Raw genomic sequence first — 25,037 nt, forward strand, 5'->3', positions numbered from 1 at the left:
ACTTGGCGGAAATTGCCTCGAATCCCATGGAGTTAGGCGATCCGCGCGGTAGATAGGTTCAAAGCGCTGCGGCATCGGCTGCGGCATTCCGACGGGCCCTCAAGCGCTCGCCGAGCTGAAAGCGTGCATCGCGACGATATTCTTCCGTGGAGGTCCAGTTCGGCGACACCCAGGTGGTCCATCCAAGGCGTCCGCTCTGTCCGAGCCTGACCGGGACGACCTCGCCCGCTGGAATGGCGAGCTCCACCTCCCATTCGAGTTCGTCGCCGATATAGAAGAAAACGGCGTCCGCGAGCGGCTCCGACAAGTTGCGAGTCTCGGTCGGCAGGAACTGCTCGTACTGGACAAAATTCTTGACGAAGACTCGAACCCTGATCTTGTCCTCGACGCTGAATACGCGTGAGCCCAGAAGGGCGTCCCGGCCGAGCCTGGCATGCGCCCCCCCGAGCCGGCTGCAGTGACTTGGGTCGAACGAGAGCCAGGAGCCGACAAACTCGTCGATCTCGACTTTGACCTCGAACAGCCCCTGCAGGAGGCGGGTCAGCCGTGACGCACACTTCGCCCTGGGCGCGACCAGCCCGGCAAAGCTGAGCTTCGCCATGTCCGGTACGGTGTCTCGATCGGCGAAAACGTCGGAGCCCAGGCCAGCGAAGGAGCCGACATAGGCGATGAAGCGATCCTCCGCCGGCCGGTCGTGCTGTGCAATCGGCCGCGCATCGGCCCAGGCGCGAAAGAATAACTGCAGGAAGCGTCCGTTAAGGAGGTCGAGAAAGCGAGGGAAGGCGTCATCCCGCATCAGCCACCAGCCGAGACTTTCATCGGTGGCGGCAAGCGGTAGCGCGCCCTGCGGCCCCAGGAGTCCCAGAAATTTGACGAGTATCCTGAGCCGGCCATCCCGGTCGTCGACCGCCGCGAGGTTGGAGGCGGGGAACTCCAGATAAGGGACCTGACCGAGGTCGACATACTCCTCGCGGCGCGCGGCGCTGTCGCCGATCCGCGGTCGATCCGGGTTGCTGCGCTCGAGCTGCCGCAGCGTATGGAAGAAATCGAACCTCCAGGGCTCGGCCTTCATCAGGTCGATCAGCATCACAGCGGTCTCCGCGTGCCCATGCGCGGCGGCCACCGCATGATCTCGCCGCGTTCCGGCGTCGAGATGACCGTCTGGGTGAAGGTGTTGAAGCCCGAATAGTCGGCGAAGAAGCGCTCCAGCACGGCCCCGAGCAGGAAAACGCCGCTGCCTTCGAATGCCCTTTCGTCGAGAGTGACGGTGATCTCCAGGCCGCGCGCTGCACCACTACCGGTGCGCTCGCGGACCCGCCGCACCACGGGCCGGCTTTCTATGCTGCGCACGCCGCGGATCTTGCGTTCCGTGGCGTCATCGAACTGGTCGGCGAACAGGGACAGCATCTCGCGCAGTGCTCCGGCGTTCTTGCCGCCACCACGCTCGACGAGGCCAAGATAGTTCAGGCTCAGCATGTTGATCAGCCGCCAGCTGACAATTCCGCTGTTGGCGATCTCGCTGCGGCTGCGCAGCTGGGTCACCACCGGCTCACGTGGCCTGGTGGGACCAGCGATGCACATCAGATCAAGAGAGGTATCGTCCAGCAGGCGGAAGTCCGCGCCGCCCTGGCCAACCGGCAAGTGCTCCGTGAGATGCCGATTGGAGCACAGCGCCCGGACGCTGAGTTCGGCGACCGAGCCTTCGCCGCTCAGTTCCCCGGGCTCGAGCAGTGACAGGAACATATCCGTTCCGGTGTAGTCGGAGGATGCGCCGTACGTCTTCTCTTCCACCGTGCGCCGCCGGGGCAGGCGGCGCACGGTGAAATAAAGGCCTTCGACTGTTCCGCTGGTCCGGTCGACGGAAGCCGAATAGAGCGGGCGCACTGGCCGCTTGTCCTTCTCTGCCGGAAAGTGCGCGTAAACTTCGAGTACCTGGTGCGGCTCGTATTCGAGATAGCGGCTGCGATCGGGCACCACATGATACTCGTGGGTGTTCGGCTTGACGGGGATGCGATCGCTCGTCTTCTCGAACAGGTTGATCGCCGGCGCGGTATACAGCCTGAAGGTATCGGGGCGTACCGAGGCGGCAAGCCGCGAATTGTGTTCATCGAAGGCGAAGACGATATCAATCGATTTGCTGCGCAGCCGTGGCATCACGGTGCGAAGTCCCGTCAGGTTGATCCCAAGGAACTTGCGGGGAAACATGAAATATTCCCGCAGCAGCTCCGAGCCGCGAAAGATCCGGTTATCGTTGGGAAACAACGATTCGTTCTCTTCGAAGCCAACCTGCTGGACGCAGTCGGAGGGCGCACGAGCAACCACGGGATCACCGAAGTCGTCGAGATGACGGAAGTAGACGCCGCGGCAGTTCGAGATCAATTGCTCGTAAAGCGCGACGGCGTCGGATTCCGCGCCGGACAGGTAGATCGGCAGTTCGCTCGCGCGGCAGCCTGCAAACCAGGTTTCCGGCTTGGTCCGGGCTTCTGCGTCCGGCAGTTCCTCATCGAGCCGGGCCGCAGTCCGATGGGTCAACGACAGCCTGAGCCCGGCGATGACGTCGCCGCCGACGGGAATCCCGAGCGCTTGCAGCGCGCCCGCCGTCGAGAAATATTCGGCGCCGGTGACATCAAACGGCCAGAGCACGATTTCGCGGCAAAGTCGAAATCGGCAGGCGAGACTTCGTTCTCTCTCGCGGTAGGTGGCGTCGAAATAGGCGCCGCGCGCAATCTTCTTTCCGTCGCGCAACGCCGGGTCGGCATAAGGGGGCCGTGCCGTAACCAGCATGGCCGACGGGGTGGGTGCAAGGTAGTTCGGAACCAGTTGCTCAAGCAGGTTTGCAGTGAATTCCGGGAATTCGTGCTTGAGCTTGAGCTGAACACGGGCGGCGAGAAACGCGGTGCCTTCCAGCAGCCCCGTAATCATCGGATCCGAGCGATCCCGGATCAGGCCGCCGAGGCGCTCTGCGATGCCAGGATACTCTTCGGCGAAATCCCCTGCCTGCTCGTACAGCAGCGACAGTTCACGATTGTAGAAATCCAGGAATTCGCGGTTCATGCTAAAGTCGGTTGATCTGGATATCGCCGCTGTCGAGGTCGACGTCGGCGACGAATTCCACGGGGACGTTGAGCGGTTCGGCCTTCATGTCGGCGTGAACGATAAAGCGCAGCTTGAGCTGCTCGGGGCCGACCGAGCCGTCGCGGCTGACGCGGATCGTCTTGCGGTCGAGCCTTGGTTCATAAGTCGTCAGCGTCGCGCGCAGCGCGTCGGTGAGCTCGTCGTCGGTGACCTCGTCGATCGAACGGTGGGCGATATCGGGGAAGCCGTAGTTCAGGATCGATGTTCGGACGCAATCCCGACCGCTCAGATCCAGGGTCGATTCCAAAGCAATGGTATTGAGGAGCGTTTCCAGGTCATGGGAGACCTCGCGCCGGAGCAACGTTTCCGAGATCGGAAAACGGCCCGCGCTGCGCCTCCCTGCAATGACCCGCTCGCCGAATTCATCGCGCAAATTGAGCTTGTTGCGCGCATCGCGCGCTTCATGGGCCGAGCGAAAGGCCAGCATCAATGGGGGAGAGAGCCGATCCCTCTTTGGTGTAATGCTCATTTACGGTCCCCATCACGCCCGACTCGCATGCAATTCCGTGGGGCGCCAGTTGGTCTGTGACGTGACATCGCCTCAGCGGGCGATTGGGCCCGCAACGGGGCCGGTCGAGAGGTGCGATCGCAAATCGCACCGCTTGGCGCCGATTCCCGCTATTCGCAACCGGCGCCAGGCGAGGGGGCGACAATCAGGCCCATTCCTTGTTGGCAGGAACGTCCCAGCCAAACGTCGGCGAAGCTCCGGCACCGCCTTTGTCCGTCTGGGTCTTGTAGGTCATCTTCACTTTTGCGAAGTTTAGACTCACGTTTTCGGTAAGGCGGTCTTCGCCGTGCGAGCCGCCGGTCGAAACGCTGGTGACCAGAACGTGCTTCATCTCGATCTTGAGATATTCCAACGGATGCTCCCCGGCCTTGCGGACAGTCAGGATCGCGTTATCGATGTGCTTGCCGTTCGCGCAAACCTTGAAAAGTTCGGGCGTGGCCTTGTCGACGAAGTGCGTGAAGTGGAGATCCTGCACGCTGACCTTGCCCGCGCCGCCGCCCGAACCGCTGTGGAAAGTGCCGGTCTGGCTCTCGCCGAACGACCAGCTCAAAATATCGATTTCGTCCTTGTGCTTGTCGTCCAGCGACTCGCCCTTGATCGGTTCGAGCTTCAAGAAGATATCGACGGCCATTGCATGGTCCTCTCAAAATTCTACGTGTTTACGGTTGCGATGTTGCAGCATCAGGAGCTGGGGCCCGGCAGGCGTGAAACCAGGCTGAGGCCGACGTCCATCGCCTCCAATTGAAAGTGTGGACGAAGAAAAAATCGCGCGTTGTAATATCCCGGGTTCTCCTCGTTTGCTATGACCTCAACCTTCGCAGCGGCCAGCGGCTTGCGCGCTTTCTGAGCTTCTGACGACAGGGCTGGGTTGGCATCAACGTACTCGTTGATCCAGGTCTGCAGCCAGACCGTCAGCTCATCCTTCTCCTTCATGGATCCGATCTTGTCGCGAACCATGCACTTCAGATAGTGCGCAAAGCGAGACACTGCGAACATGTAGGGCAGACGTGACGACAGGTTGTCGGACGCGGTTGCATCCACGCCCTTTTCGCCGAAATATTTCTTCGGCTTGTAGAGCGACTGGGCGCCGATGAAGGCGGCCTTGTCGGTGTTCTTGCGATGGATCAGCGGGATGAGGCCCGCCTTTGCAAGTTCGTGCTCGCGACGATCGCTGATGGCGATCTCGGTGGGGCATTTCAGGTCGACGCCACCGTCGTCGGTAGGGAATGTGTGCGTCGGCAGGTTGATGACCTCGCCGCCGGACTGCACACCGCGGATGCGAGTGCACCAGCCAAACTCCTTGAAGGCGCGGTTGACGTTGACTGCCATCGCATAAGCGGCGTTGATCCAGCCGTATTTGTCGCCGGTATGCCCGTCGGTCTCCTCCTCGAAGGCGAACTCTTCGACGGGCTCCGACTTCGCGCCATAAGGGAGGCGACCCAGCGCACGCGGCATGCACAGGCCGAGATAGCGTGAGTCGTCCTGATCGCGCAGTCCCTTCCATGCGGCATATTCCGGCGTGTCGAACACCTTGCCGATGTCGCGAGGGTTGGACAGTTCGGTCCACGAATCCATTCCCATCAGCGTAGGCTCGGCGCCGCTGAAGAAGGGGGCGTGTGCGGCGCCGGCGATCTTGCTGAGATCGCGCAGTAACTGCACGTCGGTGGGGAGGTGGCTAAAGTAGTAGTCGCCGATCAGGCAGCCGAACGGCTCGCCGCCCAACTGGCCGAATTCGTACTCGTAGATCTGCTTGAACAGCGGGCTCTGGTCCCAGCGCGCATCGGGGTAAAGCCGCAGATTGCGATACAGCTCGTTCTTGGAGACGTTCATCACCCGGATCTTTAGGTTGGCGTCGGTCTCGGAATTGAAGACGAGGTAGTGGAGACCGCGCCAGGCACTTTCGATTGCCTGGAACTCGGGTGTGTGAAGGATCTCGTTCATCTGCGCGGTCAGCTTTTGGTCGATCCGCGCGATCATCTCCTCGATGGTGTCGAGCACGTCCGACTTGATGACGCTCGTGTCCTTCAACGCTTCTTGAACCAGCGTGGATACCGCGTTCTCGACCTCGGTCGCTGCGCGTTCAGTGCGCGGCTTGAAGCTTTGTTTCAGCAGAGCTGAAAACTCGTCGGCCTCGACGGTCCTGACCTGGGTGGTGGTCTCCTTATGGGCGGCTTCTTTTGCCATGGTCCCCATTCCTTCCCTTAGCTCTTGGTGTCGGGTTCGGTAGACTGGCTCGTCGCGCGCTCCCGCAGCGCAGCCATCAGTTGAGGATCGGCGAGAAGTTTCTTCAGCTGGTCCTCGGCGGCCACCTTGCCATCCATGTAGCGCAGCAAGTTGGCGAGTTGTTCCCGCGCTTCGAGCAACTTGGCGGTCGCCGGCACCTGGCGGGCGACCGCCACCGGCGTGAAGTCGGCCATCTTGTTGAACCGTAGGTTGACGGAGAGTTTTTCGTCGGATCCATCGCTGAGACGATTGGCGACGCGCGCGGTCACGCCGGGCTGAATTGCCGCCATGCGGTTGTCGAAATTGTCCATGTCGAACTCGAGAAACTTGCGTTCCTCGACCTTCGTCTTCTCGACGCCGGGGTTGTTGCCCGAGAGATCAGAGAGGACACCCATCACGAACGGAAGTTCGATCAGCCTTTCGGCGTCGTAAGGATCTTCGTACGTGATGTGCACGCGCGGTGCGCGGTTTCGCCGAATGAATTTTTGACCGCTGTCCGTAGCCATGGTTCCCTCTCTACGAAATCGCTTTGGAAGCTGATTGCGCGACGCAGGGTGACAAGGCGCCTCAGCTCACAGTCGGCAAAGCTTCCTTATGTCCAGTTAGTCCCCCCGAGCGAAACGCGGGTTCAATGCGATTTGTCGATTGTCTTGAGGGCGCCCTCGGGGAGGACATCATTCAACAGGCTAAGGAAGTCTCGCTGCGCGAGATCGCGCGCGCGATCGACCAAAAACGGGATCGGGCTGGACGGTTCGGCGGTTCGGAAAAACGACGCTACCTTCCCCAGCAGGCTCAAAGCCTGCGCCCTATTTTCTATCGAAAAAACAATATCTTGCACGTCGCTCTCGATCGTGGATGAAGGCGAGGTGGCAAGCTCAGCCATCCGTTCGATCGGCAGGTCGAAGACCTTGTCACGTCCGATGTTGATAGCAGCGCTCTCCACGTGGGAGGGCACCAGCATCCGCATCACCTCGATGAACGATTTGCCGACCATCTCCTGCGCCTGACGCACCAGCAACAGCGCCGGGTTGGATGGTTCCATTCGAGCAAAATAGTCGGCCGCCGCAGCGAGTGCTGCGGAGGCCTGCGCCGACGAGGCCAGAGCGCCGGTCGTGTCCAGCGGCACTTGTGCTTCGACGGAAGCGGCATCTTCCCCAGCTGCTGCGATCGCGGCCGGATCACGCGCCGTGACGAGACCCGCGAGCCAGGCAGCCATGCCGTTTACGAGGCCGGAGAGCCTGTCGAGGCTGACGGGTTGCCCCGAGTTCAACTTTTCGTGCCAAGCCGCCTTCATGCCGGCGACTTCAGCAGCAACCGCGGAGCACCGCGCGCTGGCGGCCTTGAGAGTGTCGAGGTCCGTCTCGCCGACGATACGCTCGATGGTCGCGAGATCGGGTCCGTCGACGTCGGCATCACCGGCGGGAATTTCGCCCTTGGCAATCTGATAGGCACGGTAGTGGAGGCTACCGTGCCTGCGGTTCTCGATCAGAGGAAGGAATTGGAGCGGGTTGATCACGGTCGGAAACACGTCGATCGCTTCGACCGTGACGGCGCGAAGGGCATAGTCGCCGTCCTCGCCCCGCGGATGCACCGCTTCCCACTGTTCACGCAGCAGCAGGTTGGTTGCCTTCAGGCAGCTGAGAAAGCCATCGAGATCGCGGTTGAGGATGGAAAACTTGGCCAGCAGCATGTTCAGACGCAGATCGCGGGTACGCGCCAGAAGGGGCTGGGCGGCAGCAAACTGGCCGGCAAAATCGACCGCTTTCGGATCGAACCGTCCGCGCTCTCCGTTGGCATTGACGACTTCGAAGAACGACATCGGCAGCAGGGATTCCGCACCTGCGAAGAAGTTGAGATACTGGACGTCTCCGATGGCATCGAGATCCGGCCCGCAGGGATCGTCGGCGGCTATGGGCTGCGTCAGGGAGGCGACATCAAGCATGCGAGGATCGTCCTCTGCTCGGCCATGGCCCCTCTACCGATCCCGTGACATCTGGCGGATCACGCAGGGGGGATCATGATCCCATTCCCTTATGGGTTAGATGCCTGCTGGTCTCGGTTCATTCCCGGCGATCATGACATTTTCGCGTGAACCGGCAAGCTCTTGGAGCCGACTACTTGAGGGCCGGGGTGGTTCTTTGGACGGCCGCTGTGGCGCGTCAGGAGGCCCGGCCCGGGGCGGACTTGCCGGCACTGCCAGTGGTGGGCAGGATTCCGTGGTTCTTGCACGACGCCTGATCTGCTCTTTGCAGCCGATCATGTGGTTAGCCAGGGAGTTTAACGCCCACATGGGCCAGCTTACCCAGGATACCCGCCTCTGCGAACTCAAGACACCTCTCGGCAAGGACGTTCTGGTTTTTGTCGGATTCGAGGGCTCGGAAGGTCTCAGCGAACTGTTCGAATATCGCATCGAGTGTCTCAGCGAAGATGCCGATCTCGACTTCGACCGTGCAATCGGCCAGCAGTGCACGCTGACGATAAAGCTGCATGAAAAGGAGCGCGAGTTCAGCGGCGTTCTGACGGAAGCCCAGTGGCTCGGGGTGAAGAACGACTATTTCAGCTACCGCATCGTCCTGAGGCCTTGGTTGTGGCTGTTGTCGCGCACCACCGATTGCCGGATCTTTCAGGACAAGAAAGCACCCGACATCATCAAGGAGGTCTTCGACGAACGCGGTTTCACCGACTATGAATCCAAGCTGACCGAAGAGGGCTCCTGTCCGAAGCTCGAATATTGCGTTCAGTACCGCGAGACCGACCTGAACTTTGTTTGTCGGCTGATGGAGCTGCACGGCATCTACTATTTCTTCAAGCACGAGGGCGGCAAGCACACACTGGTGCTGGCGGACTCCAAATCGTCGCATCGCCCGATCAACGGTCTTGCCACGATTCCCTACATCCCGCTGACGGGAGCCGACCGACGTGGCGAGCAGCACATCTACGAATGGGTCTCGGAGCGCCGGTTTCGAACCGGGAAGATCGAGCTCAACGATTACAACTATCAGAAGCCCAACGCGCAGATGATCAGCGACGCCAAGGGCTCCGAGCATTACACCCGGTCGGAGATGGAGTTTTACGACTACCCCGGCAAGTTCAAGGAAAAATCCGACGGCGAACGCTACGCGAAAATCCAGCTCCAGGCCGAGCAGGCGATGGATCGGCGGCGCCGCGGCAACGGCGACGCCGTCAACCTGTTCCCCGGTGGGCTGACGAAGCTCGAAAAGCACTCCAAGGACTCGCAGAACGTTGAATATCTCGTGGCGCGAGCCACCCATTCGTTCTCGATCGAATCCTATCGCACCGGCGGTCCCAGCGACGCCGGGCAACACGTCTATTTCGGTAGCTACGAGTTCCTGCCGAGCGATCGGCCGTTTCGAGCGCCGATGATGACGCCGAAGCCAAGGATCAACGGCATCCAGACGGCCAAGGTGGTGACCAAAGACGACAATTCGAGCGAGGAAATCGACGTCGAATCGCTTGGCGAAATTTATGTCCGCTTTTTCTGGGATCGGAAGAAGAAGCGGTCGTGCCGGTTGCGCGTGGCCCAGGTCTGGTCTGGCAAGCGCTGGGGCGGTCAGATCATTCCGCGCGTCGGACAGGAAGTGGTCGTCGAATTCCTGGAAGGGGATCCGGACCGGCCCCTGGTGATCGGCACCGTGTACAACGACGAGTACAAGCTGCCCTACGATCTGCCATCGAAGAAGACGATTGCGGGATTGAAGTCGGACTCCACCAAGGGTGGCGGCGGCTTCAACGAGTGGAACTTCGAGGACAAGAAAGGATCCGAGAAGATCACGGTGCATGCCGAGAAGGACCACGACGTGACGGTACGCGACACCGAGACACGGACCATCGGCGAAGCTGCATTCGGCGGGGACACCCGCAAGACCACGCTCAAGAACGGCAATGACAAGCTCGATATCGAATTGGGCGGGCAGCACGTCACGCTGGCCATGGACCAGTCTGTCGATGCAGGCATCAGCATCACGCTTACGGCCAATGCCAACATCACCCTGCAAGTTGGTCCTAGCCAGATTATCCTGACCCCGGCGGGCATCGTGATCAACGCGCCGACGATCGCCATGACTGCGCAAGCCGCCATGGCGCTTGCAGCCGGTGGTCCGCTTGCCGCCCACGGCACTCCAACCCTTGTCGGTTGACGGTCATGGGTCAGGTTCGGTTCCGCACGGTTCAGGATCTGCTTCAAGCCTATCCCATGGCGCGCTATGATGTTGGCAAGGCCGACGCCGACAAGCCTTCGCTGGATTTCCTTCAGGAGGCCGCGGATGCGCGCAACTGGCATCAGGCCGTATCTTTCTGCGCCTATCTGCTGCCCAGGCGCGTGGCCGTTGCCTGGGGATGTCGCTCGTTGCGACGGATGTTCGATCACTTCGACGCCAACGATGCCAGGTCGCTGAACTACGTGGAGACCTGGGTTCGGCAACCGGACGAGCAATCCCGGAACAAGGCGCTCGCCGTCGGGAATGCCAACGATCCCGAGCAGCCGGCGACATGGCTGGCGCTGGCGGCCGGCTGGTCCGGCGGAAGCGTGGTTCCCGCGGAATTTCCGCCGGTCGAAGCCAAGCCCGATCAAGCCGCACGGGCGGTACGTGCAGCCCTATTGATAGGCCTCTGCCGGCTCCCTCGTGACTCCCGTGACCGGATAATGACGGCATGCCTGGAGGATGGTATTCAATTGACACGCGGCGAACCGCGCCCTTCACGCGAACGAGAGATGTGATGGTGCTTCGCTTTGATATCGAGAACGAACCGAACCTTCCGGACGGCGGCCCTGTGTCATTTTCGGTCACCGGCAGGCGTTCGGTCGATATTGGCCGGGACCGTCACCTCGACTGGACGTTGCCAGATCCGGCGCGGATGATTTCGGGAAAGCATTGCGAGGTGCACTTTCGCGACGGCGGCTACTGGCTGCACGACGTCTCGACCAACGGCACCTTTCTCAATGGCGCCGATCAGCGCATGCGGGGGCCGCACCGGCTGCGCGACGGCGATCGGCTCACCATAGGCCACTACATCGTCGCGGTTTCGCTGGAGGATGAGGCTGGCGGGCGTGCCCCAAACCATGATGCGCAACTGCACGCACCCGTCGTCCAGCAGCATGCGAACTACCAGGAGCTTTGGGCGGCCGACCGCGACGTGCCGCCGCCGATCGATCCGCAGCAGTTGAAGAAGCCTCGCGAGGCTGCGCGACCCGTCAATCCGGAGTTTCTGGATTGGGCGGCGAGCGTCCCGGCGGCGGGTGTGGATCCTGTTCGACGTTCACCGCCGATGCCTCCATACCAGCCGTCCGCACAGGACGACATAAGCTGGGCAGCCGGTGCGGTCGCCGCGTCCACACAAGTCGAGCCGCCGCCCGCCGTGCCGACCCCGCGCCGGCCATCGGTGTGGACCGATGATGAGCCGGCGGCTGCCCGGCCGGCCCCATCGCCACCGCGACCGTACGTCGAGACGCCGCGCCCGGCGCAGGCGGCCGACGAAGGACCTGCCACCGCCACGCCAGTCGGCCGTGGCGAGTTCGCGGGGCTGGTGGCACGCGCTGCCGGATTGCCGGACAATTTCTTTGCCAACAAGACCGATCCCGAACTCGCTGAACAGCTTGGCATCATCTTGCGCATGACGGTGGATAATCTGATGGCGCTGCTGCAGGCGCGAACACAGGCCAAGCAGCTGACTCGCAGCACCAGCCAGACGACCATCCAGGCAATTGAGAACAATCCGCTGAAATTCTCGCCGACTTCCGAAGAGGCGATGCGTATTCTGTTCGGACCGCCAACGCGTAGTTACCTCGACGCGCAACGCGCCTTTGCGCAGGGCTTCAGCGACCTCAAATCACATCAGTTGAAGACGTATATGGCGATGCAACATGCTGTCCATGAGCTCATCGCCGGTATCGATCCGACACTAATGGCGCGCGAGCTCGAGCTTCAGCGCGGCGCAAGCTCCTGGCTCGGCACGAACAAGAGCAAACTCTGGGACGAATTTCTGACGCGCTGGAAGGCGCATCTCGGGCGCGACAACAGCGCACCGATCGATACCTTTATGTTGCATTTCTCGGACTATTACGACCGCGCCGACAAGGCTGGGTCAAAGTGAACTATCGGCGACCACGCGGTCGCCGACAAATTGCTAAGTGGATGCAGGAATGTCTTGGTACAGCAAGGTTTTCTGGTCAGAAGGTCTGTTTCTGCGACCGCATCATCTGCAGCAGAACGATCGCTACATCGAACATTTGCTGGAAAAACGCGTTCGCTACACAACGCCATACCCCTGGGGCTTCGCCCAGCTCGAGATCGACAAGGATCTCACCGAACAGTGTAAGTTCGCGCTGCGCAACGCGTCCGGCGTCATGCCGGACGGAACGCCGTTCGATATTCCTGCGGACTGCCCGATCCCGGAAGCGATCGAGGTGCCGGATTCGGCCGCAGGCCAGATCGTCTGGCTGATGATGCCAGTCGCGGCGCCGAACACCCGCGAGGTCGATGACGACCGCGCCGACAGTGCCAGTCGTTATGTTCGTAGTTCAGAAACCTTCATCGATTCGACCTCGGCATTGCGCATCGAGGAAGAGATCGACATCGCTTATCCGCGGTTGTCGTTCGAACTGCGCAAGACGAGCAAGCCGGGATACATGGGCCTCGGCATCGCGCGCATTCTGGAGGTGCGCGACAAGAATATCCTTTTCGACGACCGGTTCGTGCCGCCGATGCTGGTCTGTGCCGCACATCCGATCATCGAAGGCTGGCTCAATCGTATCATCGGCTGGGTCGATACCAAACTCGACGAGCTGGCGCGTTATGCGGTCGATCCGTCCTCTGGTGGCGGCTTGCAGAGCGTCGACTATCTGGTGCTGCAAGTGCTGAACCGCACGATTCCCGTGCTGACCCATTTCCAGCGTTCCGGCAGCGTGCACCCCGAGCGGCTGTACGAGGAGTTGCTGAGGTTCGCGGGTGAACTGGCGACATTTGCCACGGCGGAACGGCGCGCGCGCAACTATCCGGCGTACGATCACGACGATCTCGAGAACGTCTTCACTCCCTTGGTGAACGACATCCAGGACTTCTTGAGCGCGCGGCTGGGCCGGCGGGCGATCCGCCTCGAGATCATCGAGCGCGCGCAGAACGCGTTCGTGTCGCCGATCCGCGATCGGGCTCTGTTCCGGAATGCGACCTTGGTGCTGGAGGTTGCCGCACGGCGGCCACTGGTGGAGATCCAGAACGATTTCCCGCATCTGTTCAAGGTCGGCCCAAACACCAAGATGAGCGAGATCGTGCACGCAAATCTGCCGGGCTTGACGTTGGTGCATTTGCCGACGCCGCCGCCACACATCCGGGCCATCACGGATCACGTCTATTTCTATCTCGACCGCAAGTCGCCGCTATGGCCCGAGTTCAGCACGGCGGGCTCGATCGGGATGCACTTCTCCGGCGACTGGCCGGAGCTTGAGCTGTACCTTTGGGCTATCCTGGAAGACAGGCCATGAGCGACAGGGACAAGCCGGTCAATCCTTTCGGTCGGGGCGAACGGACGATCATCCGTCCCAACCCCGGCGGGAAGTTGCCGCCGACGCCGACCTCTCAGCCTCCTCCGGGTGAGGGACCTGCGGCACGTCCGGTCTATTCGCCATCGCCCCTGCCTTCTCCCGGCGCGCCTGCGCCAGCACCGCCATCATCATTTTCCCCTGTCCCGCAGGGCTCGAGCTACGCCGCCGCGCCGGTCAGCCATCCGACTGAGGAATGGATCTCGACACCCGCGCAAACACCGGCGCCGCAACCGATGCTGCCACCCGGACCGCCGTTGCGCGTCGACGATCTGGTCGCGCCAAACGCCAATCCGGTGATGCGTGCCGCGGGCCCATTGCTGCAACTGCTTGGCCGGTTGCGGGTGGCGCTCATGCGAGCGTCATTCGCGAGCCTGATGGAGCAGGTTGCCGACGCTATCAAATTCTTCGAGAAAGATATCCGTTCAGCCGGTATTTCCGAGCACCAGGCCAACACTGCGAAATACATCCTGTGCGCCACGGCCGACGATATCGTGCAGCACATCCCGACCGAGGAGCGCCACGTCTGGACGCAATACTCGATGCTCAGCCGGTTCTTCGGCGAGCGGGTCGGCGGCGTCCGCTTCTTCGAGATCCTCGACCATCTGAAGGCTGATCCGCTGGTCAACTATCCGGTGCTCGAACTTCAGCATGCCTGCCTTGCGCTCGGTTTCCAGGGTATTCACCGCACGTCGTCCGGCGGGCTTGCGAGCCTTCAGGTGATCCAGCGCAACCTCTATGAAGCGCTGCGCAGGGTTCGGCCGAAGACGATGAGCGACTTGTCGCCCAACTGGCGCGGGCAGGCGCTGGCTGGTCGCCGGCAGCGTCTGCGTGTACCAGTCTGGCTGGTGGCGGCCGTTGCCGCCGCGCTGCTTACCGGGTCCTATTTCGTCCTGCGGACGCTCCTGGACGGCCGGGCAGAGAACGCTGCCGAGGTAGCGCTTGCGCTCCATCCGGCCGATCCGATCGAACTCAAGCGCCGGGTCGTTGCACCACCGCCACCGCCACCGCCACCGCCGCCACCGGATCGCATCACACAGTTGCAGCGCATCCGCAATGCGCTCGCGAAGGAGAATACGGCCTGTGCCATGACGGCGGACCAGACCGCGAGCTTCATTGTTATCAGGGTCTGTGACCTGGCGTTGTTCGCGTCGGGGCAGGCCACCATTCTCGACGGCTTCAAGCCGGTTGCGGTCCGCATCGCGGCAACCCTCGACAAGGAGCCGGGACGAATCCGGGTCGTCGGCCATACCGACAGTTCGCCCATCCGCACAGTGCGCTTCCCTTCGAACTTCGAGCTGTCGGTCGAGCGCGCCAAGGCGGTTGCCGCCGCACTGAAGCCGGGCCTGACCGATGGTTCGCGCATCGACGTCGAGGGCAAGGGAGCCGATGCGCCAATCGCCAGCAATACGACCCCGGAGGGACGCGCCAAGAACCGGCGTGTCGAGATCTTTATCGAACGTAGCGAATAGGCAGACACCGCCAGCTCAGGCGGTTTGCGACAGGTAGGGTGAGATGCTTGCCAAGGACATTCTCCGCATCGTCCTCTACGGAGTTGGGCTCAGCTCGCTCGGGGCGGTGATCTATTTCGCGGGTCCCTTCATCGCGTTCGGCGACTGGCGGCCGCTGGAGAACCATATCGTCCGCCAGATCGCTATTCTGCTGCTCACCACGGCCGTGGCAGGCATCGTTGGCCTCAATCTGTTCAAGCGGCGCAAGAGTGCCAAGGAGATTGCCGACGGCATCAGCGGTGCGGATCAGCCCGTCAGCGACGAGCCGGTGCTCAAGGAGCGCATGAAGGATGCGCTCGCGACGCTGAAGACCGCCAGCGGCAACAAGTCGGGCTATCTCTACGATCTGCCCTGGTACGTCATCATCGGTCCGCCTGGCGCCGGGAAGACCACGGCGCTGGTCAATTCCGGGCTCAAATTTCCGCTCGCGCGCGGGGCGACGCCGGCGGCGATCGCGGGGGTCGGCGGCACCCGCTACTGCGATTGGTGGTTTACCGAGGAAGCGGTGCTGATCGATACGGCCGGCCGCTATACCACTCAGGATTCCAACAGCAAGGCCGATAAAGATAGCTGGCTGGCGTTCCTGGACATCCTCAAGAAAAGCCGGTCGCGCCAGCCGATCAACGGCGTCCTCGTCGCCATCAGTATCGAAGACGTGCTGACGCTGCCGAAACAGGAGCTCGCGCTTCACGCCGACGCCATCAGGATGCGCTTGCTCGAGCTTCATCAGAGGCTCAAGGTCAGCTTCCCGGTCTACGCGTTATTCACCAAGGCCGATCTCGTTGCGGGCTTCACCGAATATTTCGCCTATCTCGGCGAGGCCGGCCGCCGTCAGGTCTGGGGCGCTACGTTCCAGACCGCCGACAAAACGCAGAATCTGGTGGGGCAGATCCCGGTCGAGTTCGACCGTCTGCTGGAGCGCCTGAGCGAGGAGACACTCGATCGTCTGCAGGACGAGCCGACGCCGCAACACCGAGTGCAGTTGTTCGGCTTCCCGGCGCAGATGGCCCGGCTCAAGCCTCAGATTCACGATTTCCTCAATCAGATCTTCGAGCCGACGCGCTATCACGTGAATGCGAACCTGCGCGGGTTCTACTTCACCTCGGGTACACAGCAGGGCACGCCGATCGACCAATTGATCGGGTCGCTGGCGCGTACGTTCGGCGCAGAGGAGGTCGGTTCCGGATCCTATTCGGGCACGGGCAAGAGCTACTTCCTCGCAGACCTGATTTCCAAGGTCATCATCGGCGAGGCCGATTGGGTCTCGACCGATCGTGCCGCGGTGCGCCGCGCACTGATCCTGAAAACCGCAGCGCTGTCATTGATCGGACTGGTTTCGATCGGGCTGATCGCAGCGTGGTTGACGAGCTACAAGCGTAACTCCGATTTGATCGAGCAGAGCCTGCAGGCGGACAGCGAGTATGCAGCCGCCGGAGCGCCACTCATCAAGCAGACGCTGATCGCCGATCATGATCTCGACAAGGTGCTGCCGTTGCTCTACCGGCTGCGCAACGCCCCGGCGGGCTACGGATCGCGCAGCGAGCCGGTGACACTGTCGGCGCGCTACGGGCTCAGCCAGCACGCCCGGCTGCTGTCACCCTCGAAGGCGGCCTATCATATGGCGCTCGAGCGCATGTTCCGGCCCCGCCTGCTGTATCGCCTGGAGGAGCAGCTCAATGAGCGCATCAACGAACCTGCCTTCGTCTATGAGGCGCTGAAGGTCTACCTGATGCTCGGTGGCCTGCAGTCGCCGGACCGCGAGCTGATCCGCTCCTGGATGCAACGTGACTGGGCAGACAACCTCTATCCCGGTGCGACCAACGCGGAAGGGCGGCGTCTACTCGATGAGAATCTCGTGGCGATGTTCGACCTCGAGACCGAGCAGCCGCCGCTGGTCGAGCTCGACGGTCGGTTGATCAAGCAGGCCCAGAGCTCCTTGGCGCGCTTGAGTGTGTCGCAACGTGCCTATGAATTTTTGAAATCGGAGGCGCACGCGTCCACGGCTGGTGACTGGATCGCCAGCCGGCACGGGGGGCCCGACATGGCCGTCGTGTTCGAAACCACGACGGGGCAGCCGCTGGACGTCGTGCGGGTGCCTGAATTCTTCACCTATAACGGGTTCCATCAGAAGTTCATCGCCCGGCTGTCGGGATTGTCGGAGCGCATGAAGCGGGAGCGGTGGGTTTTGGGTGATGCCGGCCAGCAATCGGCCATCGACCAGCAGTACGACAATCTGGCCGGCGATCTGCTCAGTATCTATTCCAACGATTTCGTGACGACCTGGCGAACGGCACTCGGGAGCCTGCGCCTGAAGAAGCTGCTCGCTGACAAGCCGAAATACGAGGTGCTGAGAGCGCTTTCAGCGCCGACCTCACCGATGCGGCAAATCCTGGAATCGGTGCGCGACGAGACGATGCTGACCAAGGAACGGGCGAAGCCGGCGAACACTGCGGCGCCCGGGGCCGCCGCCGCGCCGGCACCGGCACTTTTCACCAATGTTCAGGATGGGCCGCCCGGCGCGGCGATCGAGGCACAGTTCAAACCTTATCATGCGGTGCTCGAAGGTGAGAGCACCCGCCGACCGATTGACTCGACTATCGCCAACCTGAACGACATCGCGCAGAACCTGACGCTGATCATCGAGAATCCGCAACTGACCGCACAGGCGACCGCTGCGCTTCAGACCCAGGTCGCAGCGCTTCGCAACAATGCCTCGCGCATGCCGCCGCCTTTTTCCGACATGTTGCGAGCGGCGGCCGCGGAGTTCGAAGGCAGTATCGCGGCCTCAACCGCCGGACAGATCCTGCAGACGTTGCGCGATCAGGTCACGCCGGTCTGTCAGCAGACGGTGACCAACCGTTATCCGTTTGTCCGCAGCAGCAACCAGGAAGTCCCGCTCGCGGACTTTGCGAAATTGTTCAGTCCGAACGGTATTATGGACAAGTTCTTCGCCCAGTACCTGGCACCTTACGCCGATACGTCGCGGTCGGACTGGGTCTGGCGAAAGGAGAGCCCCGTCGGCCGATCGTTCTCGCCTGACACGCTCAAGCAATTTCAGAATGCGGCCTATATCCGCGATGCCTTCTTCCAGACTGGCGGCGGCGTGCCGGCGGTATCATTCGCGATCCGGCCACCTGGGGCAGCAGGGCCAGGCGTGACCGTCAAGACCGAGATCGGCGGCACCACGATTACGAGCCCGACCACTCCTGGGCCGACTCCTGGACCGGCAGCTCCGTCCTTGTTCGGCGGTCAGCAACCCGCGCCACCGCCGCAGCCGCAGAGCAACGCACCGACGACCGTCCTCTGGCCGGGCCCGTCGCCGCGAACGGCAATTTCAGTCAGCAACGACACCGGCTCGCCGTCCGTGCTTGAGCGCGTCGGTCCCTGGTCGTTGTTCCGGATGCTGGAGGCAGGCTCGTTGGTGGCGAAAGCGGAAACCGCCAGCGCGACTTTCATCGTGGCCGGGCGCGAGCTCAACTACCAGATTTCGACCGGATCGTTGCGCAATCCGCTGAACCTGTCCGTGCTCCGCGAGTTTCGTTGCCCGACCGGAATATGACCATGCGTTGCGGCTTATTCGGCAAGATCGGTGCGAAGCGCGATTTCATCGCGATCGCAACTCCGCGCAGTTTCCTGGAGGCCTGGGAGCCATGGGTGCAGGCTGCGCTGTCGGCAAGTCGCCACCAACTCGGCTCGGGCTGGCAGCAGGCCTTCCTGACCGCGCCGGTTTGGCGATTCTGGCTCGGCGCCACGATCTGCGGCACCACGGTTGCAGGTGCAATCATGCCCTCGCTCGACGGGGTAGGACGGTATTATCCATTGACGCTACACACAGTGATGGGCGAGGGCGCCTCGCTGCCGCCGCCGAACATCGATCCGCAGGACGAATGGTTCGGGCAAGCGGAGACATTCCTGCTCTCGACCCTGGATCAGGCCGCGACCTTCGAGCAGATCTCCGATGCATTGGATCGTCTCGCGGTACCGCGACTGCAGGCGACCGTCGTCGATGGTTCACCCATCACGTCAGTGGGTGCATCAGCGATGGGGATGGCCTCGCCGGCCGACACATTCGCAGGGTCGTTTTCCGCACTTTGCGCCGCCAACCCACAAGTCTACTCCTCGGCCAGCTTCTGGTGGACCGCCGGAGGTGAAGGCTTTCCGTCAATGGCACTGTGTTGCCGTGGACTACCGGATCCGTTTCATTATTCCACGCTGCTGACTGGCGATCTCGGCCGCGCGGCATCCGGGACGGGATAACGTGCGATGACACACAACCCGTCCTTTTTCGAAGTCGGGAGCGTCACGCATACCGGACGAGTGCGGGAGCGGAACGAGGATTCGTGTCTGGTACGAACCGACGTGGGCCTGTGGGCTGTCGCTGACGGTATGGGCGGTCATGAGGCCGGCGATCTTGCCAGTGGCATCGTCGTGCAATCGCTCGATGCGATCGGCATGCCGGAGTCAGCCGCAGATCTGCTGGCGGAATGCGAGGAGCGGCTGTTCAGCGCGAACCGGCAGATCCTGGCGCTGAGTCATGAACGACACGGGGCCACCGTCGGGACCACGGCGGCGGTTTTGCTCGTACGCGACGGCTATTATGCCTGCATATGGGCGGGCGATAGCCGGGTCTACCTGATTAACCGCGGCGGCATCAACCAGGTGTCGCACGATCACAGCGAACTGGAGGAACTGATCGCCGAAGGTGCGCTGTCGCGCGAAGACGTGAAGGATTGGCCGAGCAATACCATTACCCGCGCCGTCGGCGTCGCCGATGATCCCGAGTTCGAGGTGGTGACAGGCCCGGCCGAGCCGGAGGATATCTTCGTGATCTGCAGCGATGGCCTGACCAGGCACTTGCAGGACGACGAGATCCTGCAGCACGCCGCCACGCGGCGCGCCCAGGCGGCCTGCGATGACATGCTCGCTCTGGCTCTTGATCGCGGAGGTCTCGACAACGTGACGATCGTGATCGTGCGGCTGCTGACGCCGCGATCCAGGGAGCCGACAAGATCGCCGCTCAATCGGGAGCCGCAACCATGACCCCGAACGATCCATTCCGATCGTCCTACCACGGCGTGCCGTCAGGCACCCGGCTCAATGGCATCTACGAGATCGAAGCCATGATCGGCGCGGGCGGCATGGGTGAAGTCTACAAGTGCCGCGAGATCCAGACCGGATCGCCGGTTGCGGTGAAAATGCTGCTGCCCGACATGGTTGACAACGAGGCGGCGCTCGCGCTGTTCCGTCGGGAGGCCACGGCGCTCCACAATCTTCCGCACGACGCGATCGTTCGCTACTTCCTGTTCACTGTGGAACCGGTGCTGCAGCGGCCGTATCTCGCGATGGAATTCGTGAACGGCCGCTCGCTCTCGAACATGCTCAACGAAGGGCCGTTGACCTTCGAGGCGCTGATCAAGTTGATGCAGCGCGTCGCATCGGGACTGGAGGCCGCCCACGAGCATGGTATCGTCCATCGCGACGTTTCTCCGGACAACATCATCGTGCCGCTCGATGACGTCAGGCGGGCCAAGATCATAGACTTTGGCATCGCTCGGTCGACCCAGATGGGTGACAAAACCATCATCGGATCGGGCTTCGCCGGCAAGGACAATTACGCATCGCCGGAACAGGTCGGGTTATATGGGAATGAGGTCACCGCGAAATCCGATGTCTACAGCCTCGGTCTCGTGCTGTTCCATGCGCTGACCGGACAGAAGCTCGACATGGGCGGCAGCCAGTTTCAACTGGTGGAGAAGCGCCGGCGTGTGCCCGATCTCGGTGCGGTGGACATGCGCATCCGGCCTTTGCTGGAGCAGATGCTACAGCCTGATCCGGCATTGCGTCCGACCATGGCCGAGGTCGCCAACTGGAGGCCGGCTGGTTCGGCTCAGACACCCGCCACGCCGTTGTATGGCTTCGATCCGCTGCGGCGGCCGGAAAGCGGGGCGCCGGCGCCGCAGGACAGGATGCCATCAGCCGCGCGGAGTCGGCGTAGCCGATGGCTGGGTGCGGGCGCGACGGCGGTACTGCTTCTGCTCGGCGGGGGTGGATATGCCTTCTACAAACTGGTTTGGTCGGCGCCTGGCGTAGCGGCCTTGCCGCCACCTCCGAAACTCGCCGGGACAATGTCGCCGCCGAAGGTCGACTCCGCCGGACCACAGTCGGGACGCCAGGAGCAGGTGAAGCTGCCTGCGCCACCGACGCCGACGCCGTCTCCGGCGCTCGAGGGGGCAGGGCGAGCCGAACGCATCCGCAAATATGTGGCTCAATATGCCGGCGGCGACTGCTTCTTCATCCTGCCGGTTGCCGTGAGCCAAAACGCCGCCGTCATCGAAGGCTTCGGCGCCTCGACCGCCCCGTTCGACACCTTCGACAAGGCGTTTCGGCGGGAGCAGGGATTCGAGGCTTCGGTCGGCGTCAGGCAAGTGACTGAGGCGCAATGCCCGGCCGTCAAATTCTTGCGCGAGGTCGGGAGCGATCAGGCGCGAGCGCCGCGTATCACCCTGTCGGCGACAGAGCTGAAGGCCGGCGAAACCCTCAACGGCACCATTGAGAACTTCGCCAACCGCGTGGTGGAGCTGCTCATGGTGTCGGATCGCGGCGAGGTACAGAGCCTGTCTTATCTGCTGAAGCCGGGCATCGACTCGCTATCGTTCACGCTCCCGACAGCGCGCGCGAGCGGTCCGCAACTGCTGTTGGTCGTGGCGACCCCGCAGGTCCTGGACTCGCTGCGTCAGCCGCGACCGACGGCTGCCGACACGTTCTTTCTGCAGGCGCTGAGTGAGGCTCAGCGCAACAAGGTCACGATGATCGCGGCCGCGCGCTACGTGCTGCTCACAAACTGATCGGGTGTTCAGAACTTTCCGATCACCAGGATCTTCAGATCGGCATCCGGCTTGAAGTCGCTTGCGTTATATTCGAGCGTGTTTCCGGAGGATGCCTTGAGCCGCCCCGGACAGAAGCTGACCAAGCGGTCGCTGCCACCTGGGTCGATGGTCAGCTTGAACGAGCGGATCGGCCCGGCCCAATTCGCGCCGGTCTTGAGCACGTAGGATATGCGCCGCTCCTGCAGCTTGGCGGTGTTGGCTTGGCTGTTTCCTGCGCGCCTGTCGAGCTCGGCGAGGAACGTATCCTGGACGCAATACTCCTTCCGGTAACGCGCGACTTCCTGACTGAGTGCGCTGCTACCGCGCAGGCTCGAGCGCAGGATGGTGTCAGGGCTGGAGCCGACGCTCGGCCGATACTGGTGTTCGACGATGACGGCGCGCGTGGGCGGAAACACCTGCTTGCGCACCGCCGAGGTCTTGATAACCCAGCCCGGCACATATTGCTGGCGACCGTTGTCGCTCATGCCAGCGGGCATCAGAAGCCCGTCATCCACGAGCCGGGTTCGGGTCGCCGCGGGCAGGTCGGCCACCCGGATCTCGCGGTCGCCGATCGGCAGCAGCGGCAGCTTGAGATCACGGAGCAGGGCACTGACATCCTTGCTGCCAACCATTGCACGCTGATCGATTGTCAGCGGCGCCGGGCTGCCGTCGACCTTGGTTTCGAAGTCGACGAAGTTGACCGGATCGTTTGACGGCAGTGCAATGTTCTCGGCCTCCGACAGGTCGATGTCGGGCAACGGAAAGGCGACAGTGAGCGTAACCGGCTTGGTGGTGACGTTCGTGAACTGGTAGCGAACCCTGATGCTGTCGAGCGCGATACGAAGATCCTCGCTCTCCATGGCCACATCGTTGGTGCGAACGAACTGGAGCCCACCGATCGACAATTCGGCGGCCGAGTCGTTGGCGCGTGCCGGCCAGCCGGTCGCAACCAATAGCGCGACCATCAAGGTCCTTGCCCGGAACGAGGGGCGGCTCGATGGTCCGTCCACCATGCCGGTTTCAATGCGGCGTCGCAGCATATGCCGGTTCCGTCCGGCGATCGGTCAGTCGATCGCCTTGTAAAGATCGCCCCACTCAGACTTCCAGACGCCGTCCGGATCGCACACCACGATCGCGAGCTTGACGTCGTTGGCCAGCCGGATCGCGCCGCGAAATGCGTCCTGCGCCGGCAACTGGGCGCTGACCTGGTCATTGGTCAGCCGCCCCTCGCTTGCGGAGGCCGGCAGCACGATCGCCCCGGAGGCGCCGTCATTGTCGCGTTTCAGGACCAGCGTGATCGCGTCGGGCTGGACTTCATTGACCTGCTCAAATCTATTCCTGGCCATCGTTTTGCACCGTACGCTGAAAAAGTTCGGACTATCACCGTCCAGTGATAGAATTGAACGCGATCGAGATCGCTCACCACTAATTGACGCGCCGCATTACGGCCATCTCGGATTAGTCGATCCGACGCGGCGATCGGTTCGGGGTACACTGAGGCGAACATGCTTCGTCCAACTAATTGGATCCGGGTATTCATCGTTGGCGCCGGCATTTTCGTAGCCAGCGCGCACGCCGACGATACGGTCGTACGCAGCTTTGCCGGCGGTTCTGCTGCTTCAATGGTCGGCATCATTCCGGCCGGCGAGGACGTGGAACTCGCAGGGCCGCAAGCGCTCACGGCGGATGGTCAGGGCAACCTGTTTGTGCTTGATCAGGTTAACGCCCGGATTCTCCAGTTCGATCCCAAATTGCCGAATTCCGATCCTGATGTCCTCAAGATGCCGAAGGACGTTCAGCCGACCGACCTCGTCGTCCACAACGACGACATCATGGTTTGGGACGGCGGCATACGGACGCTGAAGGCGGCGCCGGGACAGTCCACACGTGGCATCGGTGGCGACGTGATACAGCTTGAGGAGGTCTCGAGCCGTGGTGCGGACGATCAGGTCGCTGTCTCGGCTTTCGCCCAGATGGGATCGCGAGCGCCCGGCAGCGCAACCGATTTGCTTGATCAGAACACCCGCACGGCCATCATCAAGACGACGCGGCAACCCGACCGGCAATATGTTGCTTCCCGAAGCAAGGGTTCGGTGATCGCCGATGTCATTCCGGACAAGGGCAATGCCAGCGTACGGATCGAGATCCAAACCATGGTCACCAACGAGACCATTGGCCAACTCGGCCTTCGCGTGCGCAATCAGCTTGGGACGGTGGACTTTCTCGAGATTGACAACAGCGACCGCTTCTACGTGCTGGCCGAGGACGTTCCGCCATCGGGGAAGAACGCCTCCACATTCGTGGCACGCTATGCCGCGAACGGGCGTCTCGAGGGAATCTACGAGCTGCCTCTGGAAAATACCCCGCTGACCAGGCGGTTCGTCACGGTTTCGGGCGATGGCGACGTCTATTTCCTGCGAACCAAGCCGGACGGCATCGAAGTGGTGGGTGTCGGCTTCCGGCCTCTGGCCAACGCTTCGATTATCGACGTGCGGCCGTCGCGAACGGCAACCGCCCCGGCAGCGCAGCCTGACGTCAAATTCAACGCGACGGCCGCCGTGCGGCCGTCCAATCGCCAACAGGCGATCGAGACCGCGTTTGCATTCGAAGGCATCCAGTGGAAGCTGACGCAGGCGAACTACGGCAGCGATCCCGACAGCCAATGTAGCGGCTTCAGCCGCATTCGCCGGCCGTGGTATCTCCAGGGCAAAGTCAACCAGGAGGTGCGCGGCGTACCCTATTGCTGGGGCTGCCACGGTTCGCTCGCGAACTTCCGGCAGCGGATCGAGAGCGGAACGCTGGCTGGCAATGTCTGCACCCGCAACGCGCCACGGCCGGATGTTGCCGGCGTGGACTGTTCGGCATTCGTCAGCGCCGCGTGGGGACTTTCCGTCCACTACACGACCGCCGCCATCCCCGCGATCGCAGCGCCCGTGGCAAATCCCTGGGACCTCAAGCCCGGCGATGCACTGAACAAGCCGGGCTCGCACGTGATGTTGTTCCTGCGTTTCACGCCTGATCGCAAGGCGGAGGTGATGGAATCCTCGACCGGCGGCTGCAACGGCCGCGTCTGCCGCAACGTCTATCCGTTGGCGAGCCTGCTCGCGCGCGGCTACGCTCCGGTCCGCTTTCGCGCCTTTGCGGATGATCAGACGACAGTTTCGGCGAGCGTCTATCAAGAGACTGAACCGCCGGCAGGCCGCAAAACGGCAAGCAAAAGGCGCTGAACCCGGTGTGTC

General features: G+C 62.4%; 19 protein-coding genes. 10 read left to right on the forward strand and 9 right to left on the reverse strand.

Annotated elements, in window-relative coordinates:
• Positions 1-58: 58 nt before the first annotated feature.
• The 7 genes from tssG to NLM33_RS00820 form a co-directional block, all read right to left on the reverse strand.
• Positions 59-1,123, reverse strand: a complete 1,065-nt coding sequence (gene tssG, locus NLM33_RS00790; protein ID WP_254093830.1) for a type VI secretion system baseplate subunit TssG — start codon at positions 1,121-1,123, stop codon at positions 59-61.
• On the reverse strand, positions 1,087-3,054 hold the full coding sequence (gene tssF, locus NLM33_RS00795; protein ID WP_254093832.1) for a type VI secretion system baseplate subunit TssF: 1,968 nt from the start codon (positions 3,052-3,054) through the stop codon (positions 1,087-1,089). The genes tssG and tssF overlap by 37 nt, the downstream gene beginning before the upstream one ends.
• Before the next feature lies 1 nt (position 3,055).
• Positions 3,056-3,604, reverse strand: a complete 549-nt coding sequence (gene tssE / locus NLM33_RS00800; protein ID WP_254093835.1) for a type VI secretion system baseplate subunit TssE — start codon at positions 3,602-3,604, stop codon at positions 3,056-3,058.
• Between the two features lie 184 nt (positions 3,605-3,788).
• Complete coding sequence (locus NLM33_RS00805) at positions 3,789-4,274, reverse strand: type VI secretion system tube protein Hcp (protein ID WP_254093837.1); 486 nt, start codon at positions 4,272-4,274, stop codon at positions 3,789-3,791.
• Between the two features lie 50 nt (positions 4,275-4,324).
• Positions 4,325-5,827, reverse strand: a complete 1,503-nt coding sequence (gene tssC / locus NLM33_RS00810; RefSeq protein WP_254093839.1) for a type VI secretion system contractile sheath large subunit — start codon at positions 5,825-5,827, stop codon at positions 4,325-4,327.
• A gap of 17 nt (positions 5,828-5,844) precedes the next feature.
• Positions 5,845-6,372, reverse strand: coding sequence for a type VI secretion system contractile sheath small subunit (gene tssB / locus NLM33_RS00815; protein ID WP_254093840.1), 528 nt, complete (start codon positions 6,370-6,372; stop codon positions 5,845-5,847).
• 122 nt (positions 6,373-6,494) lie between these two features.
• Entirely contained in the window at positions 6,495-7,808 is a 1,314-nt protein-coding gene (locus NLM33_RS00820; protein ID WP_254093841.1) for an ImpA family type VI secretion system protein, read from the reverse strand.
• Positions 7,809-8,154: 346 nt separating this feature from the next.
• Between NLM33_RS00820 and NLM33_RS00825 the strand changes: the two genes are divergently transcribed.
• From NLM33_RS00825 to NLM33_RS00865, 9 genes are read left to right on the forward strand one after another with little or no spacing between them, the layout of a single operon-like run.
• On the forward strand, positions 8,155-10,023 hold the full coding sequence (locus NLM33_RS00825) for a type VI secretion system Vgr family protein (protein WP_254093843.1): 1,869 nt from the start codon (positions 8,155-8,157) through the stop codon (positions 10,021-10,023).
• A 5-nt stretch (positions 10,024-10,028) separates the two neighbouring features.
• The gene (locus tag NLM33_RS00830; protein WP_254093845.1) at positions 10,029-10,604 is read left to right on the forward strand and encodes a hypothetical protein; all 576 of its coding nucleotides are present in this window, start codon (positions 10,029-10,031) and stop codon (positions 10,602-10,604) included.
• A complete protein-coding gene (gene tagH / locus NLM33_RS00835; protein ID WP_254093847.1) occupies positions 10,604-11,977 on the forward strand; it encodes a type VI secretion system-associated FHA domain protein TagH in 1,374 nt (457 codons plus the stop codon). The genes NLM33_RS00830 and tagH overlap by 1 nt, the downstream gene beginning before the upstream one ends.
• A gap of 49 nt (positions 11,978-12,026) precedes the next feature.
• Positions 12,027-13,364: a type VI secretion system baseplate subunit TssK gene (gene tssK, locus NLM33_RS00840; protein WP_254093848.1), complete on the forward strand. Its 1,338-nt coding sequence runs from the start codon at positions 12,027-12,029 to the stop codon at positions 13,362-13,364.
• Entirely contained in the window at positions 13,361-14,893 is a 1,533-nt protein-coding gene (gene tssL / locus NLM33_RS00845; protein WP_256570505.1) for a type VI secretion system protein TssL, long form, read from the forward strand. The genes tssK and tssL overlap by 4 nt, the downstream gene beginning before the upstream one ends.
• A gap of 43 nt (positions 14,894-14,936) precedes the next feature.
• Positions 14,937-18,491: a type VI secretion system membrane subunit TssM gene (gene tssM, locus NLM33_RS00850; protein ID WP_254093849.1), complete on the forward strand. Its 3,555-nt coding sequence runs from the start codon at positions 14,937-14,939 to the stop codon at positions 18,489-18,491.
• Entirely contained in the window at positions 18,488-19,189 is a 702-nt protein-coding gene (gene tagF / locus NLM33_RS00855) for a type VI secretion system-associated protein TagF (protein WP_371929885.1), read from the forward strand. Before tssM ends, tagF begins: the two co-directional genes overlap by 4 nt.
• Positions 19,190-19,195: 6 nt before the next feature.
• Positions 19,196-19,972 carry a PP2C family serine/threonine-protein phosphatase gene (locus NLM33_RS00860; RefSeq protein ID WP_254093851.1) on the forward strand — a complete coding sequence of 259 codons (777 nt, stop codon included), beginning with the start codon at positions 19,196-19,198 and terminating at the stop codon, positions 19,970-19,972.
• Complete coding sequence (locus NLM33_RS00865; protein WP_254093852.1) at positions 19,969-21,777, forward strand: serine/threonine-protein kinase; 1,809 nt, start codon at positions 19,969-19,971, stop codon at positions 21,775-21,777. The genes NLM33_RS00860 and NLM33_RS00865 overlap by 4 nt, the downstream gene beginning before the upstream one ends.
• An 8-nt stretch (positions 21,778-21,785) precedes the next feature.
• On the opposite strand, the gene NLM33_RS00870 is transcribed toward NLM33_RS00865, so the two are convergent.
• Together NLM33_RS00870 and NLM33_RS00875 are read right to left on the reverse strand one after the other, a co-directional pair.
• Positions 21,786-22,838, reverse strand: a complete 1,053-nt coding sequence (locus NLM33_RS00870) for a DUF4424 domain-containing protein (protein ID WP_254093853.1) — start codon at positions 22,836-22,838, stop codon at positions 21,786-21,788.
• A 24-nt stretch (positions 22,839-22,862) separates the two neighbouring features.
• On the reverse strand, positions 22,863-23,144 hold the full coding sequence (locus NLM33_RS00875; RefSeq protein ID WP_254093854.1) for a hypothetical protein: 282 nt from the start codon (positions 23,142-23,144) through the stop codon (positions 22,863-22,865).
• Between the two features lie 159 nt (positions 23,145-23,303).
• On the opposite strand from NLM33_RS00875, the gene NLM33_RS00880 reads away from it, so the two are divergent.
• Positions 23,304-25,025 (forward strand): hypothetical protein, encoded by a 1,722-nt coding sequence (locus NLM33_RS00880; protein ID WP_254093855.1) that lies wholly within the window; start codon positions 23,304-23,306, stop codon positions 25,023-25,025.
• Positions 25,026-25,037 lie beyond the last annotated feature (12 nt).

The organism is Bradyrhizobium sp. CCGUVB1N3 (assembly GCF_024199925.1).
Lineage (GTDB): Bacteria > Pseudomonadota > Alphaproteobacteria > Rhizobiales > Xanthobacteraceae > Bradyrhizobium.

Bases quoted from the DNA above. Each gene is read 5' to 3' on its own strand.
- tssK (WP_254093848.1), top strand. From the start codon at position 12,027: ATGTCTTGGTACAGCAAGGTTTTCTGGTCAGAAGGTCTGTTTCTGCGA.
- NLM33_RS00825 (WP_254093843.1), top strand. From the start codon at position 8,155: ATGGGCCAGCTTACCCAGGATACCCGCCTCTGCGAACTCAAGACACCT.
- tssL (WP_256570505.1), top strand. From the start codon at position 13,361: ATGAGCGACAGGGACAAGCCGGTCAATCCTTTCGGTCGGGGCGAACGG.
- NLM33_RS00870 (WP_254093853.1), bottom strand. From the start codon at position 22,838: ATGCTGCGACGCCGCATTGAAACCGGCATGGTGGACGGACCATCGAGC.
- tagF (WP_371929885.1), top strand. From the start codon at position 18,488: ATGACCATGCGTTGCGGCTTATTCGGCAAGATCGGTGCGAAGCGCGAT.
- tssC (WP_254093839.1), bottom strand. From the start codon at position 5,827: ATGGCAAAAGAAGCCGCCCATAAGGAGACCACCACCCAGGTCAGGACC.
- tssF (WP_254093832.1), bottom strand. From the start codon at position 3,054: ATGAACCGCGAATTCCTGGATTTCTACAATCGTGAACTGTCGCTGCTG.
- NLM33_RS00820 (WP_254093841.1), bottom strand. From the start codon at position 7,808: ATGCTTGATGTCGCCTCCCTGACGCAGCCCATAGCCGCCGACGATCCC.
- NLM33_RS00875 (WP_254093854.1), bottom strand. From the start codon at position 23,144: ATGGCCAGGAATAGATTTGAGCAGGTCAATGAAGTCCAGCCCGACGCG.
- NLM33_RS00805 (WP_254093837.1), bottom strand. From the start codon at position 4,274: ATGGCCGTCGATATCTTCTTGAAGCTCGAACCGATCAAGGGCGAGTCG.
- tssE (WP_254093835.1), bottom strand. From the start codon at position 3,604: ATGAGCATTACACCAAAGAGGGATCGGCTCTCTCCCCCATTGATGCTG.
- tssB (WP_254093840.1), bottom strand. From the start codon at position 6,372: ATGGCTACGGACAGCGGTCAAAAATTCATTCGGCGAAACCGCGCACCG.
- tssM (WP_254093849.1), top strand. From the start codon at position 14,937: ATGCTTGCCAAGGACATTCTCCGCATCGTCCTCTACGGAGTTGGGCTC.
- tagH (WP_254093847.1), top strand. From the start codon at position 10,604: ATGGTGCTTCGCTTTGATATCGAGAACGAACCGAACCTTCCGGACGGC.
- NLM33_RS00880 (WP_254093855.1), top strand. From the start codon at position 23,304: ATGCTTCGTCCAACTAATTGGATCCGGGTATTCATCGTTGGCGCCGGC.
- NLM33_RS00860 (WP_254093851.1), top strand. From the start codon at position 19,196: ATGACACACAACCCGTCCTTTTTCGAAGTCGGGAGCGTCACGCATACC.
- NLM33_RS00830 (WP_254093845.1), top strand. From the start codon at position 10,029: ATGGGTCAGGTTCGGTTCCGCACGGTTCAGGATCTGCTTCAAGCCTAT.
- NLM33_RS00865 (WP_254093852.1), top strand. From the start codon at position 19,969: ATGACCCCGAACGATCCATTCCGATCGTCCTACCACGGCGTGCCGTCA.